15 protein-coding genes and 1 pseudogene are annotated in these 16,351 nt (G+C 72.5%); 15 read left to right on the forward strand and 1 reads right to left on the reverse strand.

Annotated elements, in window-relative coordinates; translation table 11 throughout:
- The first annotated feature begins 131 nt into the window (after positions 1-131).
- Positions 132-464, forward strand: coding sequence for a rhodanese-like domain-containing protein (locus OG928_RS17290; RefSeq protein ID WP_406284601.1), 333 nt, complete (start codon positions 132-134; stop codon positions 462-464).
- A gap of 57 nt (positions 465-521) precedes the next feature.
- On the opposite strand, the gene OG928_RS17295 is transcribed toward OG928_RS17290, so the two are convergent.
- Positions 522-1,214 (reverse strand): PaaI family thioesterase, encoded by a 693-nt coding sequence (locus OG928_RS17295; protein ID WP_406284603.1) that lies wholly within the window; start codon positions 1,212-1,214, stop codon positions 522-524.
- 121 nt (positions 1,215-1,335) lie between these two features.
- Here OG928_RS17295 and OG928_RS17300 point away from each other — a divergent pair, with 121 nt between their 5' ends.
- From OG928_RS17300 to OG928_RS17365, 14 genes and pseudogenes are all read left to right on the forward strand, one after another.
- Positions 1,336-2,982: an AMP-binding protein gene (locus OG928_RS17300; RefSeq protein ID WP_406284606.1), complete on the forward strand. Its 1,647-nt coding sequence runs from the start codon at positions 1,336-1,338 to the stop codon at positions 2,980-2,982.
- Between the two features lie 459 nt (positions 2,983-3,441).
- Positions 3,442-4,086, forward strand: a complete 645-nt coding sequence (locus OG928_RS17305) for a DUF5819 family protein (RefSeq protein WP_406284607.1) — start codon at positions 3,442-3,444, stop codon at positions 4,084-4,086.
- Positions 4,073-5,356 carry an HTTM domain-containing protein gene (locus tag OG928_RS17310; RefSeq protein ID WP_406284609.1) on the forward strand — a complete coding sequence of 428 codons (1,284 nt, stop codon included), beginning with the start codon at positions 4,073-4,075 and terminating at the stop codon, positions 5,354-5,356. The genes OG928_RS17305 and OG928_RS17310 overlap by 14 nt, the downstream gene beginning before the upstream one ends.
- A 79-nt stretch (positions 5,357-5,435) precedes the next feature.
- The gene (locus tag OG928_RS17315) at positions 5,436-6,182 is read left to right on the forward strand and encodes a TrmH family RNA methyltransferase (protein WP_406284610.1); all 747 of its coding nucleotides are present in this window, start codon (positions 5,436-5,438) and stop codon (positions 6,180-6,182) included.
- Positions 6,149-7,033, forward strand: a complete 885-nt coding sequence (locus OG928_RS17320) for an NTP transferase domain-containing protein (RefSeq protein WP_406284612.1) — start codon at positions 6,149-6,151, stop codon at positions 7,031-7,033. The genes OG928_RS17315 and OG928_RS17320 overlap by 34 nt, the downstream gene beginning before the upstream one ends.
- A 23-nt stretch (positions 7,034-7,056) precedes the next feature.
- Positions 7,057-8,256 (forward strand): molybdopterin molybdotransferase MoeA, encoded by a 1,200-nt coding sequence (locus tag OG928_RS17325; protein ID WP_406284614.1) that lies wholly within the window; start codon positions 7,057-7,059, stop codon positions 8,254-8,256.
- A 45-nt stretch (positions 8,257-8,301) separates the two neighbouring features.
- Positions 8,302-8,532: pseudogene (locus OG928_RS17330) on the forward strand (potassium channel family protein); the annotation flags it as partial.
- 80 nt (positions 8,533-8,612) lie between these two features.
- Positions 8,613-9,593: an NAD(P)H-quinone oxidoreductase gene (locus OG928_RS17335; RefSeq protein ID WP_406284616.1), complete on the forward strand. Its 981-nt coding sequence runs from the start codon at positions 8,613-8,615 to the stop codon at positions 9,591-9,593.
- Positions 9,594-9,773: 180 nt separating this feature from the next.
- The gene (locus tag OG928_RS17340; RefSeq protein WP_406284618.1) at positions 9,774-10,508 is read left to right on the forward strand and encodes a hypothetical protein; all 735 of its coding nucleotides are present in this window, start codon (positions 9,774-9,776) and stop codon (positions 10,506-10,508) included.
- A 200-nt stretch (positions 10,509-10,708) separates the two neighbouring features.
- Positions 10,709-11,449 (forward strand): hypothetical protein, encoded by a 741-nt coding sequence (locus OG928_RS17345; RefSeq protein WP_406284619.1) that lies wholly within the window; start codon positions 10,709-10,711, stop codon positions 11,447-11,449.
- A 158-nt stretch (positions 11,450-11,607) separates the two neighbouring features.
- On the forward strand, positions 11,608-12,186 hold the full coding sequence (locus OG928_RS17350; RefSeq protein ID WP_406284622.1) for a PadR family transcriptional regulator: 579 nt from the start codon (positions 11,608-11,610) through the stop codon (positions 12,184-12,186).
- Positions 12,183-12,944, forward strand: a complete 762-nt coding sequence (locus tag OG928_RS17355; RefSeq protein WP_406284624.1) for an ABC transporter ATP-binding protein — start codon at positions 12,183-12,185, stop codon at positions 12,942-12,944. Before OG928_RS17350 ends, OG928_RS17355 begins: the two co-directional genes overlap by 4 nt.
- A complete protein-coding gene (locus OG928_RS17360; protein WP_406284625.1) occupies positions 12,941-15,787 on the forward strand; it encodes an FtsX-like permease family protein in 2,847 nt (948 codons plus the stop codon). Before OG928_RS17355 ends, OG928_RS17360 begins: the two co-directional genes overlap by 4 nt.
- A gap of 27 nt (positions 15,788-15,814) precedes the next feature.
- The gene (locus tag OG928_RS17365; protein ID WP_406284628.1) at positions 15,815-16,348 is read left to right on the forward strand and encodes a bacterial proteasome activator family protein; all 534 of its coding nucleotides are present in this window, start codon (positions 15,815-15,817) and stop codon (positions 16,346-16,348) included.
- Positions 16,349-16,351 lie beyond the last annotated feature (3 nt).

The following is a 16,351-nucleotide window of genomic DNA, read 5'->3' on the forward strand; positions in this document are numbered from 1 at the left end:
ATTTCGGCCGCGTGTCGAGGGTGACGGGCGGGGTTCGCTCTTTCGAGGCGCGTGCCCGCGGCGCGGATGACCGACAATGTGCGATGAGCGTGGCCGGACGGGTCCCGCACGCCTGACACCTCGGAGATCCGATGCACCTGTCGCCCCCGCCGGCCGTGGCCGCCGCCGCGGTCCCCGACGACGCCTTCGTACTCGATGTACGGGAGGTGGACGAATGGGATGCCGGTCATGTGGCCGGAGCCCGGCACATCCCCATGAACACGCTGATCGAACGCATCGAAGAGGTGCCCCACGACACGCGCGTGTACGTGATGTGCCGAGTCGGTGGCAGGTCCGCCCAGGTGACCCACTACCTGGGCCAGCAGGGCTGGGACGCGATCAACGTCGACGGCGGGATGCTCGCCTGGGAGGCCGCGGGCCGTCCCATGGTGAGCGAGACGGGGACGGCCCCGGCGGTGGTGTGAGCCCCCGCCGAGGCGCTCGGGTCCCGGGCCTCGCCCGGGACACGCCCGGGACGAGCCCTACCGGACCCGCCGCTCCGCGATGAAGACCGCGGTCGCCTCGGCGGTCACCTCTCCGTCGGCGCGGATCTCACCGGTCGCGAAGCTCTTGCGTCCTTCGCGACCGGTCCAGCGCCCGGTCAGCTCCAGCGGCACGCCATAGGGCGTCGCCTTGCGGTAACGGATGTCGAGCCCGGCGGTCAGCCCGGGCGCCCCGGCCGCGGACGCCGCGACGCCGAGCAACTGGTCCAGGATCACCGCCACGATGCCGCCGTGCGCGCGGGCGGGCGGACCGCCGTGCGCCGCGGTCAGCACGCACCGCGCGTGGATCTCCACCACCGCCGGCTCCGCCGTGACGTCGGCCCGTTGCGGCACCTCCTCGAACACCAGCCGGGGCGCCTGCGGGTTGAGTCGCCCCGAGCCCATCTGGGTCAGATGCTCCAGCCTGCCGTCCGGATGCCGGATCAGCGATACCGCCTGCTCGCGCCGGGCCGCGCCGAGCGCCGCGGTCACCGCGGCGATCCGCTCGGCCGCGTCCTTGCGGACCGCCGCGTCGACGTCGGTCAGCACGACGGCCTCGACCAGGTCCCGCACCCGGTCCGCGAGTTCGAGGGCCTCCGGGGTCACGCTGGAGGAATCCGGCAGCGTGCCCGCCATCAACTCGGCGAGGGCGGTGGCCGAGGCCGGCGGCAGCGGCCTGGTGTTCGAGTTCATACCCGTACCTCCGTGACACTTTTCTTGATCTTGCCAAGAATGCGGGCAAAGAATATGACGGTGCATCAGATCTAACGGTCTATCAGATCCGGCGGGCCGGATCTCGGTGAGGGAGTGCGGCATGGTGACGATCGCGGAACTCGTCCACGACCAGTGGGACGACCGGCGGACCGGGCTCTACTTCGAGGATCGGACCTGGACGCACCACGAACTCGCCCGCAACGCCGCCGCCCGGGCCGCGTTGCTGACCGACCTGCTGCCGCGCGGTGCCGAGCCGCACGTGGGGGTCCTGCTCGACAACGTGCCCGAGTTCCCGATGTGGTTGTCCGGCGCGGCGGTGGCCGGTGCCACCCTCGTGGGAGTGAACTCGACGCGTCGGGGCGCGGAGCTGGCACGCGACATCACGCACGCCGAGTGCGGCGTCGTCGTCACCGAACGCGCGCACCTTCCGCTGCTGGCCGGGCTTGACCTGGGGATCCCGGCGGAGCGGATCCTGGTCGTCGACGATCCGGCCTACGACGAGTTGCTGAAGCCGTACGCGGACGCCGTGCTGCCGCCGCTGGTCGCGGACCCGGCGGATCGGCTGCTGATCGTGTTCACGTCCGGATCTACCGGTGCGCCCAAGGGCGTGATCTGCTCGCAGGGGCGACTCGCCGGCGCCGGGACGGCGCTGTCGAACCAGTTCGGCTTCGGGCCGGACGACGTCAACTACATCTGCATGCCGATGTTCCACGGCAACGCGCTGATGGCGAACTGGTCGCCCGCGTTGCGGGCGCGCGGCGCGGTCGCGCTGCGGCGGCGGTTCTCGGCGTCGGCGTTCCTGTCCGACATCCGCCGCTACGACGCGTCGTACTTCACCTACGTGGGCCGGGCGATCTCGTACCTGCTCGCGACGCCCGAGCGGCCCGACGACCGCGACAACCCGCTGCGGGCGGGCTTCGGCACCGAGGCCGGTGCCGTGGACATGGCGCGTTTCGAGGCCCGGTTCGGCTGCGCGTTGACCGAGGGGTACGGCTCGTCGGAGGGCGGGATGAGCGTCAACTGGCGGCCCGGCACACCCGCCGGCGCGGTCGGCCCGTGTCCCGAGGGCGCCGCCGTGCTCGACCCGGCGACCGGCGAGGAGTGCGCGCGCGCCGTGTTCGACGCGGCGGGCCGGCTCGTCAACGGCGACGCCGCGATCGGGGAACTGGTCAACACCGGGCGCAACGGGTTCGAGGGCTACTGGCGCAACGACGAGGCGTCGGCGGCGCGGGCCCGGGGCGGGCAGTACTGGACGGGCGACCACTTCTACCGGGACACGGCCGGCTTCCTCTACTTCGCCGCGCGCTCCGACGACAAACTGCGAGTGGACGGCGAGAACCTCGCGGTGGCCACGATCGAGGGCATCCTCGCGCGGTTCGCGCCGTTCGAGGTGGTCGTCGTGTACGGGGTCCCGGATCCGGTGACCGGCGACCAGGTGATGGCGGCGGCGCAGATCCGGGCGGGGGCCGTGTTCGATCCGGTCGAGTTCGCCGGCTTCATGGCCGGACAGGAGGACCTGGGCACCAAGATGTCGCCGACCTTCGTGCGCGTGGTGGCCGAGGTGCCGACCACCGCGACGAACAAGGTCAACAAGGTGGGTCTGCGGCGGGCCGGATTCCGGGCGGACGGCGAGGTGTGGTGGCGACCCGAGCGCGGCGCCGGCTACCGGCCGCTCGACGACGCGGGGCGCGCGGAGTTGATGGCGCGCTACGTCGCGCACGGCCGCGAGGGCACCTTGGACCTGTGACCCGATCCGCCGGGGTGGTACGGCCCCGTCCCCTGTACGCCCGCACCCCCGTGACGGACATCGCCGGGGGCGGGGCCGCACCGGCGCTCAGGGTAGAACACGTTCTATGGTCACGGAAACCGTCCACACAGGGTGGTTGGTGGTCGTTTCGGTACGTCCGGCGGACCGAACCCGGTAGCGTGCCGGCAGCACGGGTCCCGATGGGGACCCATCGACCACGGGAGAGGCATGCAGTCGCCTGACGACGCGATCCCGGGGCAACGGGTGGATCGGTCGAAGCCCGTGCCCGAGACCGGGGCGGCGGTCGACACCGCCCGTCCCGAAGCGGCGGAGGAATCGGAGCGGTCCGAGCAGCCGGAACGATCGGAACGGTCCGAGCAGCCGGAGCCCGCGGAACGGTCCGAGCCGGTCGAACCGTCCGGGTCCGCGGATCGATCCGAGCCGGCGCGGCGATCCCCCGTGGACGAGCCGGTCCTCGCGGCGATAGCGGGGGACGAGCCCCGGTCGACCGCGGTGCGCGCCGTCTCGGCGGTGATCGCGGTGGCCGCGATCCTGGTGACGCTCGTGCACGTGGCCTTCGTGTTCCTGCACGTCGCCCCGTCGAACGCGCTGTCCCAGGAGTACCAGGACGAGACGAACACCTGGATCTATCCGTACTTCGAGCAGAACTGGGCGCTGTTCGCGCCCAACCCGATGTCGGAGAACTTCCGCGTGCAGGCGCAGTCGCGGGTCCGCAACCCGGACGGCACGATCACCGAGTCGGGCTGGTCCGACCTGACCGGCGACGACCTCGACCACATCCGACACAACCCCTATCCGAGCAAGGCCGACCAGAACCTGATCCGGCGCGCGTGGTCGAGCTACGCCGACAGCCACGACGCCCAGGACGAGAGCGCCACCGGTTCGCGGGGCGCGCTGACCCAGCTCTATCTGCGCCGGATCGTGGTGCGGCGCTTCCAGGACGCGGGCCTGAACCGCAGGCTCGAAGCCGTCCGGGTCCGGGTCGCGACGACCCCGATCGGGAAGCCGAACGCGTCGCCCAAGCCGGAGACCTCGTACCGCATGCTCGGTTGGTGGGAGACGAAGCCCGATGACTTCCGTTGAGCCGAAGCCGTCCGTGACGGGCGGGTACCGCCGTGTGGAGGACGCCGTCGGGCAGTGGATCGTGAACGCCTTCGACGCGTTCACCTTGCGCACCTTCGCGGTGCACCAGGCGGCGCTGCTGCGGATCGGCTACGGCCTGGTCTTCCTGGTCAGCCTGGTGCGCGAGTTCCTCAACCGCCGCGAGATCTGGGGCGACCAGTCGGCGTGGTCGCCGGACATGGCGCGTGAGCTGCTGACCGGCATCGACGGCGTGAGCCTGCTGCTCGCGAACGACTCGCGCTGGTGGTTCGAGGGCACCTACGTCGCGGCGATCGCGGTGAGCGCGTTGTTCGTGCTCGGGTGGCACACCCGGGCGATGAGCGTGCTGTTCGCCGTCATGGTGGTGTCGTTCAACAGCCGCTCCATCCTGATGACCGACGGCGGCGACACGGTCCTGTTGCTGATGGCGATCTATCTCGCGTTCACCGCGTGCGGCCGGGTGTGGTCCCTCGACGCGAGGCGGGCCAGGCGCACCGGTCTGGCCCCCGGGACCGGTCCCGGGCACGAGATCGGAGTGCTCGTCGCGCTCGTCGCGATGGTCACGCTCGCGACCACGTGCCGGTGGGACCGATGGGAGTGGCACCCGCAGTTCTCGTTCACGTTCGTGTGCCAGTGGGTGTGGGCGCCGGGCATCGTGGTCGCGCTGGTCGCGCTGTGGCGGCTGCCGCGCGGGGCCGAGCAGGTGCGGTCCGCCCTGGTCAATGTCGTGCACAACTGCGCGTTGTTCGTGATCGCCGCGGAGGTGTGCTTCATCTACGGCGCGGCCGGGCTGTACAAGGTGCAGGGGTCGTACTGGCAGGACGGCACGGCGATGCACTACGTGCTGAACCTGGAGTACTTCACGCCGTGGCCCGGGCTGAGCCGGCTGCTCGCGGCGAACACCGAGATGGGCGTCCTGGTCGGCTACCTGACCGTGTTCATCCAGGTCGGCTTCGTCTTCATGCTGTTCGCGAAGCGGGTCAAGTACGTCGCGATCGTGGTCCTGCTCGGGATGCACTTCGGGATCGCCATCCTGCTCGGGCTGCCGGCGTTCTCCGCGTCGATGTCGGTGGGCGACGCGCTGTTCCTGCCGACCGCGTTCCTGGTGTGGACCCGCAGCCGGGTCGGCGCCCGTCTCGGCCGCCGATTCCACCGCGAACCGACCACACCCGCACCGCACCCGACCACCGCCCCACCCCCGAGCCCACCTGCCCCGACGCCCGACGAGACCACCCCGACCTTCGCCCACTGACCCGCCGGGGCGGCGGGCCGGCTCGGGCGGGGTGGGTCGTGGTGACGGCGCTCGGGGCTCGGGGTTCTACGCTGCCGGTATGGACGAGCGTGATGTCGAGGCTCTCGCGGTGTGGCGGGAGGCGTTGCCCGGGGCGGTGCTGCTCGACGGGTTTCACGCGGTCAAGCACGCGGTGCGGTTCGGGGCCCGGATCCGGGTCGTGTTGACCAGCGACCGACAAGCCGTGTGCGCGCTCGCCGACGAGCTCGCCGGTGACGTGCGCGCGTATATAGAGGAGACGGCCCGGGACGTGTCCGCGTCGTTGGTGCGCGACCTCGTCCCCCGGGGCAGCCCGACCGGGGTCGTCGCGCTCGCCGAGCCGGGCGAGGGCGAATTCAGGACACCGCGCGCCGCACCGATCGTGCTGTTGGAGAACCCGCGCAACCTCGGCAACGTCGGTGCGGTCGTCCGGCTCGCGGCCGGATTCGGGGTGGCCGGCGTGCTGACCACCGGCGAGCTGGATCCGTGGCATCCCAACGTCGTACGGGGCAGCGCGGGGCTGCACTTCGCGACGACCGTGGCGCGGGTGGCGCTCGACGAGCTGCCGGCCGGGCCGATCTACGTGCTCGACCCCGAGGGGGCCGACCTGCGGACGACCGCGATCCCGGACGACGCGGTCCTCGCGTTCGGCACCGAGCGGCACGGCGTCTCCGCGGAGCTGCGTCGGCGTGCCGACCGGCTCGTCGCGATCCCGATGCGGCCGAGGGTCTCCAGCTACAACCTCGCCACCAGCGTCGGGATGACCCTCTTCCGGTGGTCCATGGCGTCCGCGAACGCCCCCGGGTGAGCGGCTACGACGCGGTGATCCTGGCCGGCGGGGCGGCCCGGCGGCTGGCGGGCGCGGACAAGCCGGGGTTGCTCGTGGGCGGGGTGTCGCTGCTCGACCGGGTGCTCGGCGCGGTGGCCGGGGCCGGGCGGATCGTCGTCGCGGGCCCGACCCGGCCGACCCGACGCGAGGTGGTGTGGGTGCGCGAGGACCCGCCGGGCGGTGGTCCGGTCGCCGGGCTCGCCGCCGCGTTGCCGCGGGTCCGGGCCGACGTCGTGGTGCTGCTCGCGGCCGATCTGCCGTTCGTGACGGCCGGCTTGATCGAACGTCTGGTCGCGGAGGCCGGGCCGGCCGGCGTGGCCGGCGCGGTCGCGGTGGACGCCGACGGACGCGATCAGATCCTGCTCGCGGCGTACCGGACGGACGCCCTCCGGGCCCGGGTCGCGGCGCTCGGCGAGCCGGCCGGCGCACCGCTGCGCCGGGTGGTCGGGCCGCTCGCGCTGCGCCGGATCCCCGCCGATCCCGACGCCGTCTTCGATTGCGACACCTGGGCGGATGTACGCAGCGCGCGATCACGGTCGGGGAGGATGGGAACAGCCCCCAAGAGGAGAGACATGACTGGCCTGGAAGAGTGGACCGAAGCGGTCAAGCAGGAATTGGGCATCGAGCTGGACGTGGACATCGCAGCGGTGCTCGACATGACCCGGGTTGCGGCACACAACGTGCAGCGACCGGCCGCGCCGCTCACGTCCTTCCTCGTCGGATACGCGGCGGCCAGTCGGGGCGGTGGCGCGGCCGCCGTGGCCGAGGCGTTGCGCCAGGCACGGGAACTCGCCGAGCGCCACGTCGACGGCGCCGAGCCGGGCGCCTGATGATCCCTCGGGAGAGCCCCGCCATGACCCGCGTCGAGTCGCCCGAACCGCCCGGACACCCGGCCGTCGGCTGGCCCGAGGCCCGCGCGACCGCCCGCGCGGCCGGGCGACCGCTGCCCGCGGTGTCGCGCACACTGCACCACGCGCGCGACCACGTGCTCGCGCGGCCGATCGTCGCGCTCACCGACCTGCCCTCCTTCGACACCTCGGCGATGGACGGGTGGGCGGTCGCGGGTCCGGGGCCGTGGCGGGTTCGCGGCCGGTTGCTCGCGGGCGACCCGGGCGAGGACATCGGCATGCTGCGCGACGGCGACGCGGTCGAGATCGCCACCGGCGCGCGCGTGCCGCACGGGGCCACCGCCGTGCTGCGCAGCGAGCAGAGCCGGGTCGAGGGCCGCACGCTGTTCGGCGACGTGCACATCCAGCAGGGCACCGACATCCGCGCGTGCGGCCAGGAGTGCCGCCGCGGCGACGAACTGCTGCCCGCCGGCACCACGGTCACCCCCGGGGTCACCGGGCTCGCGGCCGCATCCGGGTACGACGAGCTGGTCGTGATCGATCGCCCGCGGGTGGAACTCCTGGTCCTGGGCGACGAACTGCTCGACGCGGGCCTGCCGCGCGACGGCCGGATCCGGGACGCGCTCGGCCCGCTGATCACGCCCTGGCTGCGCACGCTCGGCGCGGACCTGCTGCGGGTGCGCCGGGTGGGGGACAACCTGGACACGCTGCGCGGCCACGTCACGGCGTCCCGCGCCGATGTCGTGATCACCACGGGCGGCACCGCCGACGGTCCGCGCGATCACGTCCACCGACTGCTCGCCGACCTCGAAGCGGACGTGCTCGTGGACGGCGTCGCGGTCCGCCCGGGGCATCCGATGCTGCTCGCGCACCTGCCCGGCGACCGCCCCGGCGCGGGGCGCTACCTGGTGGGCCTGCCCGGCAATCCGCTCGCCGCGGTCGCGGGCATGCTCACGCTCGCCGTACCGCTGCTGCGCCGGCTCTCCGGCCGCCCGGAACCGCGACCGCGTCGGATCCGGGCCGGCGTCGACATCGCCGGCCACCCGCGCGACACCCGGCTCGTGCCGATGCGCGCGGACCGGCCGCTCGCGTTCTCGGGCCCCGCCATGCTGCGCGGGCTCGCGGTGGCCGACGGCATCGCGGTGGTGCCGCCGGGCGGGGTGCGCGCGGGCGATCGGGTCGAGGTCCTCGGGGCGCCACGATGAAGACCGTGCGCTTTCCCGACGACCGGCCCGCCGACCGGCGCGGCCGTGCACATCCCCAAGGAGCGGCCCGGGCCGCTGATGCAGGTGCTGCGCCGGTTCGGGATGGCGCTCCTGGTGCTGGCCGTGACGATCCTGATCGTCTACCTCGACCGCGCCAACTACCGTGACGCCGTCGACGACAACGTCTCGCTGCTGGACGCGGTCTACTACGCGACGGTGACGCTGTCCACGACCGGCTACGGCGACATCACGCCGGCCGGCGACGGCGCGCGCCTGGGCTGAGCGCGGGCGACCGACTCGTTGTCATCAAGTCGCACAAGGCACGGCCCAAGCCGGGCGACTCATAGTCTGGTGGCATGTACGCGATCACGATTGCCGAACCGGGCGGACCCGAGGTACTGAAGTGGACCGAGGTCCCGGACGAGACACCCGAGCCCGGTGAAGTCCTGGTGGAGGTGGCCGCCTCGGCGGTCAACCGCGCCGACCTGATGCAGCGGCAGGGCTTCTACAACCCGCCTCCCGGCGCGTCCCCTCACCCCGGCCTGGAGGCATCGGGCCGGATCGTCGAGGTCGGCGCGGGCGTCTCCGGCTGGGCGGTCGGCGACCAGGTGTGCGCGCTGCTCGCGGGCGGCGGGTACGCGGAGCGGGTCCGGGTCCCCACCGGCCAGCTGCTGCCGGTGCCCAAGGGGGTCGACCTGGTCTCCGCCGCCGCGCTGCCCGAGGTGGTCTGCACGGTGTGGTCGAACGTGTTCATGGTCGCCCACCTGCGCAAGGGCGAGACCTTCCTGGTGCACGGCGGGTCGAGCGGCATCGGCACGATGGCGATCCAGCTCGCGACGGCCGCCGGGGCGCGGGTGCTGACCACCGCGGGGTCCGCGGCCAAACTGGAGCGCTGCCGCGAGCTGGGCGCCGACGTCGCGATCAACTATCGCGACGAGGACTTCGTCGCCCGGGTCAAGGAGGCCACCGACGGCACGGGCGTCGACGTGATCCTCGACAACATGGGCGCGAAGTACCTGGACCGCAACGTGGACGCGCTCGCGGTCAACGGCCGGCTCGTGGTGATCGGCCTCCAGGGCGGCGCCTGCGGCGAACTCGACCTCAACAAGCTGCTGATGAAGCGGGCCGCGGTGGCCGCGACGTCGTTGCGCGCGCGCCCGGTCGCCGAGAAGTCCGCGATCGTGGCGGCCGTGCGCGAGCACGTGTGGCCGCTGGTCGAGGCGGGCCGGATCAAGCCGGTGATCGACCGGGTCATGCCGGTCGCCGAGGCCGCCGAAGCACATCGCGTGGTCGAGGAGAGCGGGCACATCGGCAAGGTCCTGCTGCGCGTGCGTTGAGGCGCGGACGCGCGGCGGGCGCGGCGGGCGTGCGTCCGCCCGCGTGTGCTGACGGCGTCCGCTCCGCTCCACTCCGGGCGGGCCGGTCGCTGCCGCCGGACGAATGAAAATCGGATGAACGCACCGGCATGGCGAACGTCGATGAACGGGGCTTTTGTCGATTTTCCCTAGGCTGACGGCATGCCTACCCCCGGCGGCTTCGCGCGGCGACTGGCTGCCGGGGGCGTGCTCGCGGCGGCCCTGGCCCTGCCCGGAGCGTCCGCCTCCGCGCTCGCGTCCGCCTCCGCCTTCGCGTTCGCGAGCGCGTCGTCCGAGCGCTCGGGCGAGCCCCCGTCCGACCGCGTCCCCCGGCCCGACGACCGCGACACCGCGTCGGCCGCGCCGCGCGGCCTGGCTCCTGGCGCTCCCAAGCTGCGCCCGGATCCGCCCGTGGACGTGAACGCGCCGCCGGAGCCCGCCCGCCCGCCGAGGCCGGCACCGGGCACGGATCCGCCCACGCAGCAGGAGTGGGACGGACTGCTCGACCGGCTCGCGGCGCACGGCGCGCGCCCGGTGACCGACGAGTCGGGTCAGGCGATCCTGGACGTCGATCGGCAACTCGTGCTGACCGGCGGTGCCGAGGGGCTCGACGCACTCAGGTCATGGGGGGCGGAAGTGGCCCAGGACGGCAAGCCCGGGGTGTACGCCGTGCGCTCCGGCGGGCGCGGCGTCGCCGTGTACGTGTTGGAGCGCGAGCCGGCGGTCGAGTCGCAGGCCTCCGCTCCGGTCACCCCTCCGGCCTTCGATGCGCCGCCCACGCTGCCCCGAACCGGCCCGCCGGTTGCGAATTTGACGCTGATCGCCCTCGGGGGAGCCGGTATCGTCTGCGCCGGTGGACTGCTCGTCCGGTGCTCCCCACCGCCGCGACGACGATAAACGACAGGGCCGACGTCGGTCGGCCACGGCAGACTGTGTGTCTGGCGCATCGCGGATGAAGGGTGCAGGCTCGTCAAGGACGCGGATCGTAATTGTGCGATACCTTCCGGCAACGTCCAACGGGTCCGGGGGGAGGAGGCGTGATGTGGTCGATCCGCAGGTTTCACCGGCGGATACCTCTGGGACCGACGATCATCGCGTTGGCTCTCATCACGCTGCTCGTGCTGACGAATGTGTACGGCCCCGCCGGTGACGTTCAGGCCCGACGCGACGGATCGACACCCTCGCCGGCCGAGATCCCGCCGCAACTGCCCGCGCAGGACCAGAGCACCGAGGCCACGCCCGGACAGGCCGGCGTGACCACACCCGTGCCCGGTGCCTCGCCGGCCCCGGGCGGGCAGACCCTGCCCGGGCCCACGGTGACGGTGACCACCACCGCGACGGTCACCGCCCCGCCCGCCAACGCCTCCGGCCCCGACAACCGGCCCCAGTCCGGGAGTTCCTCGTCCACGCCGAACCAGCCGCCGGGCGGATCCACGGTCGGCGGCACCGGTGGGAACGCGAGCACGCCGCCGCCCACGCCGGGCGGAATGCGGGTGACCGACGTCCGGATCGCGAGCGACCGCGGCAACGGCAGCTACGTCAAGTGCGACGGCCTCGACCAGGTGTACCTCGCCGGGACCGTGCTCGTGGACGGCGGCGTCGGCGACGTGGTCTACCAGTGGGTGTTCGACCGCGTGTTCCGCTGGCCCCAGGACATCCTGCACTTCACCGGTTCGGGGCCGCGACAGCAGACCCTGCAGGTCCCGTGGCGGGTGCCGGCCACGATCGGCGGGGTGAGCGGCACGATCGAGTTGTTGATCTATCAGCCGATCGCCAATGCGCAGACCGAGCGCTATTCGTTCAACTTCGTGTGCAAGCCGCTGCTCTCGCTCTCCTGACTCCCTTGTTTCCGGTGCTTCCGGTGTTTCCGGTGTTTCCGTGTCCTTCGTCGTCTCCGCGGGCCCGTCGGCGCGATCGGTTCGCTCGGCGCCGCTGACTCCCTCGTTCGGCCGAATCGCCCTTGCGCTTTCGAGCATACCGGGTATACATACTCGGTATGTCTATCAAACACGGCCTGCTCGCGCTCCTCGACCAAGGACCGCGATACGGCTACCAACTGCGCAGCGAGTTCGAGGCGCGTACCGGTTCCACCTGGCCGCTCAATGTCGGCCAGGTCTATACGACGCTCGGCCGACTCGACCGGGACGGGCTCGTCGAGCCCGACGGCGAGGACGCCGACGGGCACGTCTTCTATCGGATCACCGAGAGCGGCCGGGTCGAACTGCGCGCCTGGTTCGAGGCGCCCGTCTCGCGTACCAGCCCGCCCCGCGACGAACTCGCGATCAAGCTCGCGATGGCCGTCACCGTGCCGGGCATCGACGTCTCCGCGGTGGTCCAGGGCCAGCGCGCGCACACGTTGCGGGCGCTGCAGGACTACACCCGGCTCAAGACGCGCGCCGGCGAGGACGACATGGCGTGGCAACTCGTGCTGGAGTCGCTGATCTTCCACGCGGAGGCCGAGGTGCGCTGGCTCGACCACTGCGAGGCCCGGCTGGCCCGTCGGGCGGCGGAGCGGGTGCCGGACCCGGTGCCGGAGGCACCCGCACCCACGCGCGGACGCAAGGCACGCCGATGACCACCTCGATCGACGCACGCTCAGGGGGCACCGTGGAACCAGTGTTGGAACTCAAGTCGGTGGGCCGGATCCACGGCAGGGGCGATGTGCGCGTCGAGGCCCTGGCCGGGGTGGACCTGGCGGTGGCACCGGGCGAGATGCTCGCCGTGATGGGGCCGAGCGGATCGGGCAAGTCGACCCTGCTCATGCTCGCGGGCGGGCTCGACAGCCCCACCAGCGGCCAGGTCCTGGTGGAGGGCCAGGTCCTGGGCACGCTCAACCGTCGCAAGATGGCCGCCATGCGTCGACGCAGCGTCGGCTACGTCTTCCAGGACCTCAACCTGGTGCCCGCCCTGACCGCGGCCGAGAACGTCGCGCTGCCGCTCGAACTCGACGGCGCCTCGATCCGCAAGGCGCGGACCGCCGCGCAGGAGGCCCTGACCGAGGTCGGCCTCGCGCACTTCGGCGAGCGCTTCCCCGACGACATGTCCGGTGGTCAGCAACAGCGGGTCGCGATCGCCCGTGCGCTGGTGGGCAAGCGCCGACTGGTGCTTGCCGACGAGCCGACGGGCGCCCTCGACTCGACCACCGGCGAGGCCATCCTGCGCGTCCTGCGCGGGCGTTGCGAGGCGGGCGCGGCGGTCGTCCTGGTCACCCACGAGGCCCGGCACGCGGCGTGGGCGGACCGGATCGTGTTCCTGCGCGACGGCCGGCTCGTGGACGACACGGGTCCCTCGGCCGATGCCGAGTCGCTGCTGTCCAAGGGCGGTACCCGATGAGCCTCGGCCCGTGGCGGGCCGCGCTGCGCATAGCCCGCCGCGACGCGTTGCGGGCCAAGGGCCGCAGCGCGTTGATCGTCGCGATGATCGCGATCCCCGTGCTCGGGATGAGTGCGGCCGACGTGACGTTCCGAAGCGTGCAGCTCGATCCGGACGAGATGGTCTCGCGCGAGCTCGGGCGGGCCGACGCCCGGCTGCAGGACACCGGCTACGGACTGAACGGACGAGCCCATGGGGTGCCGGAGGCGATTCGGCAGACCCCCAACGCCGACGAATGGCAACCGGCCGTCGCGCGGCAGCCGTCGTTCGAGGAGTCGTCCCAGCCCGAGTCCACCGAGCCTTCGGACCCGCCGGCGCCGCGTGATCCGAGCACCCTGGTCCCCGGCGTGACCGAGTGGCTGACCGACCGGTCCGCCTACGCGAACGTGACCACCGCGCACGGGCGGACCGACGTTCCGATCCGCGAGTTCGACTACGCGGCGCCGCTCGCGAAGGGCATGGTCCTGCAACGCAAGGGCCGGGCTCCCCGCGCCCCCGACGAGGTGGTCGTCACCGAGGACCTGCGCCGGGCCGCCGGATACAAGGTGGGTGGACAACTGACCGAGAAGTCCACGGGTCGGACGTTTCGCATCGTGGGCACCGTCGACCTCCCGAACCAACTGAACGACCGGACGGTATTCGCCCGACCGGGCAGCGTGGTCGACGCGATGCTCGCCGCCCCGAACGCGGTCATGCGCACCCCCGCCACCGACCGCGTCCTGGTCCGCGTCCCCGGCGGGATGCCGTGGTCCAAGGTCCTGGAGGCGAACAAGCAGGGCATCGTGGTCAAGTCCGCCGAGGTCCTGAAGAACCCGCCGCCCAAGTCCCAGCAGCAGTTCGAGACGCCGCGGCAGTGGGCCGACTCGCGCGCGCTCCGGCTCGGCGGCATCGGTCTGGGTCTGGGCCTGATGGAGATGATCCTGCTCGCCGGCCCGGCCTTCGCGGTCGGTGCGCGGCGCAGGAGGCGTGAGCTCGGCCTGATCGGGGTCGCGGGCGGCAGCCGTCGGCACGTCGGCGGGATCGTCCTCGGCGGTGGAGTGGTGCTGGGTGCCGTGGGCGCCCTCGTCGGCACGGGGCTCGGCCTCGTGGTCGCGGCCCTGATGCGGTCGTGGTTCGCCGAACGGTCCGGCAAGCTCCTGGGCCACTACGACGTGCGCCCGCTCGAACTGCTCGGCATCGGCGCGGTCGGCGTCGCGGTCGGCGTGGTCGCGGCGCTGATCCCGGCGTACCTCGCGGCCCGTGAGGACATCGCCGCGTCGCTGACCGGGCGGCGCGGGGTCCGGCACGGTTCGCGCGTGCTGCCGATCGTCGGGGTCGCGATCGCCGCGATCGGCGTCGCGATCGCGTTGTACGGCGCGAACCGGGCGGACGACAAGGTGATCATCGCGGGCGTGGTGGCGGCCGAACTCGGCCTCGTCGCTTGTTGCCCGGCGTTGATCGGGATCACCGCGAAACTCGGCCGCTTCCTCCCGCTGAGCCCACGCCTGGCACTGCGTGACGCGGCCCGCAGCCGACCGCGCAGCGCGCCCGCCGTGGCCGCGGTGATGGCCGCCGTCGCGGGTTCGGTCGTGGTCGCCGTCGTGTGGATGAGCCAGAGCGCGGACGAGCGGAACATGTACAACCCCAACGCCCAGGAGAACCACGTCATCGTCGGCTTCCCCGGGCTGCACCCGATGGGTATCACGGGGGAGCAGACGGGCATGACCAAGGCCCAGGCGGCGGACGCCCGGAGAACGCTCGAACGCATTCTGCCCGAGGCGAAGGGCGGTCCGATCGGCATGCTGAAGGGAACGTGCAAGGAGCCGAACAGGTGCGTCGACTACCGGGCGGAGAAGCTCCCCGAGTTCCAGTGCCCGCAGGGCGATCAGCCCGCGGATTTCGAGCGCTGGCGCAACGACCCGAGATGCTTCGGGTCCTCCGGTAGAGGCGGCTTCTTCATGTCGGCCGTGGGCGACGCGGACACGCTGCGGAGGTTGACCGGCGCGGACGACCCGCGGGCGGCCGACGTGTTGGCTCGGGGCGGCATCGTGCTGTTCGAGGAGGGATACGTCGCACCGGACGGGAAGGCCACGGTCAAGGCGGGGGAGTCGGTGAGGTTGACCGGCCCGGTCCAGAGGCCCCCGGCCCCGGGCCAGGAGGCCGAGCAGCGGGATGTCGTCACCCGGCTGCCCGCGGTCTCGGTGCGGGCGCCCTTCGGACTGCCCGGGATCTTCGCCTCGCCCGAGGCGGCCGCCGTGCTCGGCGCGACGGTCGAGCCGGCCGGCCTCGTCTACGACGCCGGCCGCTCGCCCTCGGACAAGCAGACGCAGAAGCTCGAGGACGAGATGAACAAGTTCTCCGAGCAGACCTTCGTCTTCATCGAGCGCGGCTACCAGGCCAGGGACGACGCGCGCATGCTGCTGCTCGCGGTGTTCGCGCTCGTGATCACGATCGGCGCGTCCGGTGTGGCCACCGGGCTCGCGCTCGCGGACGCGCAGAAGGATCTCGCGACGCTGGGCTCGGTGGGCGCTCCGCCGGGGGTGCGGCGCCGGTTGTCGGCGTTCCAGAGCGGGGTGATCGCCTTCCTGGGTACGGCGCTCGGGCTCGCGGCCGGGGTGCTCGCCGGCGTGATGGTGCGGCGCGGCCAGAAGTCGGCCGTGTGGGACGCGATGCCGGAGGGGGCACAGCGTGGGCTGCCCGCTCCCGAAACGGTCATCCCTTGGACTGAGCTGGGTCTGGCGCTGGTCCTGCTGCCGCTGCTCGCGGCTCTGCTCGCGGCGGTGCTGACGCGTTCGCGCTCCGTGGTGCGCGGGAGGACGGCATAAGCGCGCGGCGCTCCTAGGATGAGATGCATGGAAACGCCGAACAGCGAAGCGAATGGTGAGAACCCGCAGGTGGTGATCGTCGGGCCGGATGGCATGGCGCTCGGCGGTGGCCTCGGCGAAGAGGGCGGTGAACTCGCGGTGACCGACATGGTCGAGCAGCCCGCGAAGGTCATGCGCATCGGAAGCATGATCAAGCAGCTGCTCGAGGAGGTGCGTGCGGCTCCTCTCGACGAGGCGAGCCGAGTGCGCCTGAAGGAGATCCACGCCAGCTCGATCAAGGAGCTGGAGAAGGGGCTCGCCCCGGAACTGGTCGAGGAACTGGATCGACTCTCGCTCCCGTTCACGCACGACTCGGTGCCCAGCGAGTCCGAGCTGCGGATCGCGCAGGCCCAGCTCGTGGGCTGGCTCGAGGGGCTGTTCCACGGCATCCAGACCGCGCTCTTCGCGCAGCAGATGGCGGCGCGCGCGCAGCTGGAGACGATGCGTCGGGCGCTGCCGCCCGGCGTCGGCCCCGGTGGTCCGGGCGAGCCGCCGCACACGCAGTCGGGGCCCTACCTCTAGGAC

The sequence above is a fragment of the Embleya sp. NBC_00896 genome, assembly GCF_045207785.1.
Classification (GTDB): Bacteria; Actinomycetota; Actinomycetes; order Streptomycetales; family Streptomycetaceae; genus Embleya.

Coding starts and splice junctions, on each gene's coding strand:
- OG928_RS17325 (WP_406284614.1), top strand. CDS start 7,057: ATGACCCGCGTCGAGTCGCCCGAACCGCCCGGACACCCGGCCGTCGGC.
- OG928_RS17300 (WP_406284606.1), top strand. CDS start 1,336: ATGGTGACGATCGCGGAACTCGTCCACGACCAGTGGGACGACCGGCGG.
- OG928_RS17335 (WP_406284616.1), top strand. CDS start 8,613: ATGTACGCGATCACGATTGCCGAACCGGGCGGACCCGAGGTACTGAAG.
- OG928_RS17295 (WP_406284603.1), bottom strand. CDS start 1,214: ATGAACTCGAACACCAGGCCGCTGCCGCCGGCCTCGGCCACCGCCCTC.
- OG928_RS17310 (WP_406284609.1), top strand. CDS start 4,073: ATGACTTCCGTTGAGCCGAAGCCGTCCGTGACGGGCGGGTACCGCCGT.
- OG928_RS17355 (WP_406284624.1), top strand. CDS start 12,183: ATGACCACCTCGATCGACGCACGCTCAGGGGGCACCGTGGAACCAGTG.
- OG928_RS17350 (WP_406284622.1), top strand. CDS start 11,608: ATGTCTATCAAACACGGCCTGCTCGCGCTCCTCGACCAAGGACCGCGA.
- OG928_RS17365 (WP_406284628.1), top strand. CDS start 15,815: ATGGAAACGCCGAACAGCGAAGCGAATGGTGAGAACCCGCAGGTGGTG.
- OG928_RS17360 (WP_406284625.1), top strand. CDS start 12,941: ATGAGCCTCGGCCCGTGGCGGGCCGCGCTGCGCATAGCCCGCCGCGAC.
- OG928_RS17315 (WP_406284610.1), top strand. CDS start 5,436: ATGGACGAGCGTGATGTCGAGGCTCTCGCGGTGTGGCGGGAGGCGTTG.
- OG928_RS17340 (WP_406284618.1), top strand. CDS start 9,774: ATGCCTACCCCCGGCGGCTTCGCGCGGCGACTGGCTGCCGGGGGCGTG.
- OG928_RS17290 (WP_406284601.1), top strand. CDS start 132: ATGCACCTGTCGCCCCCGCCGGCCGTGGCCGCCGCCGCGGTCCCCGAC.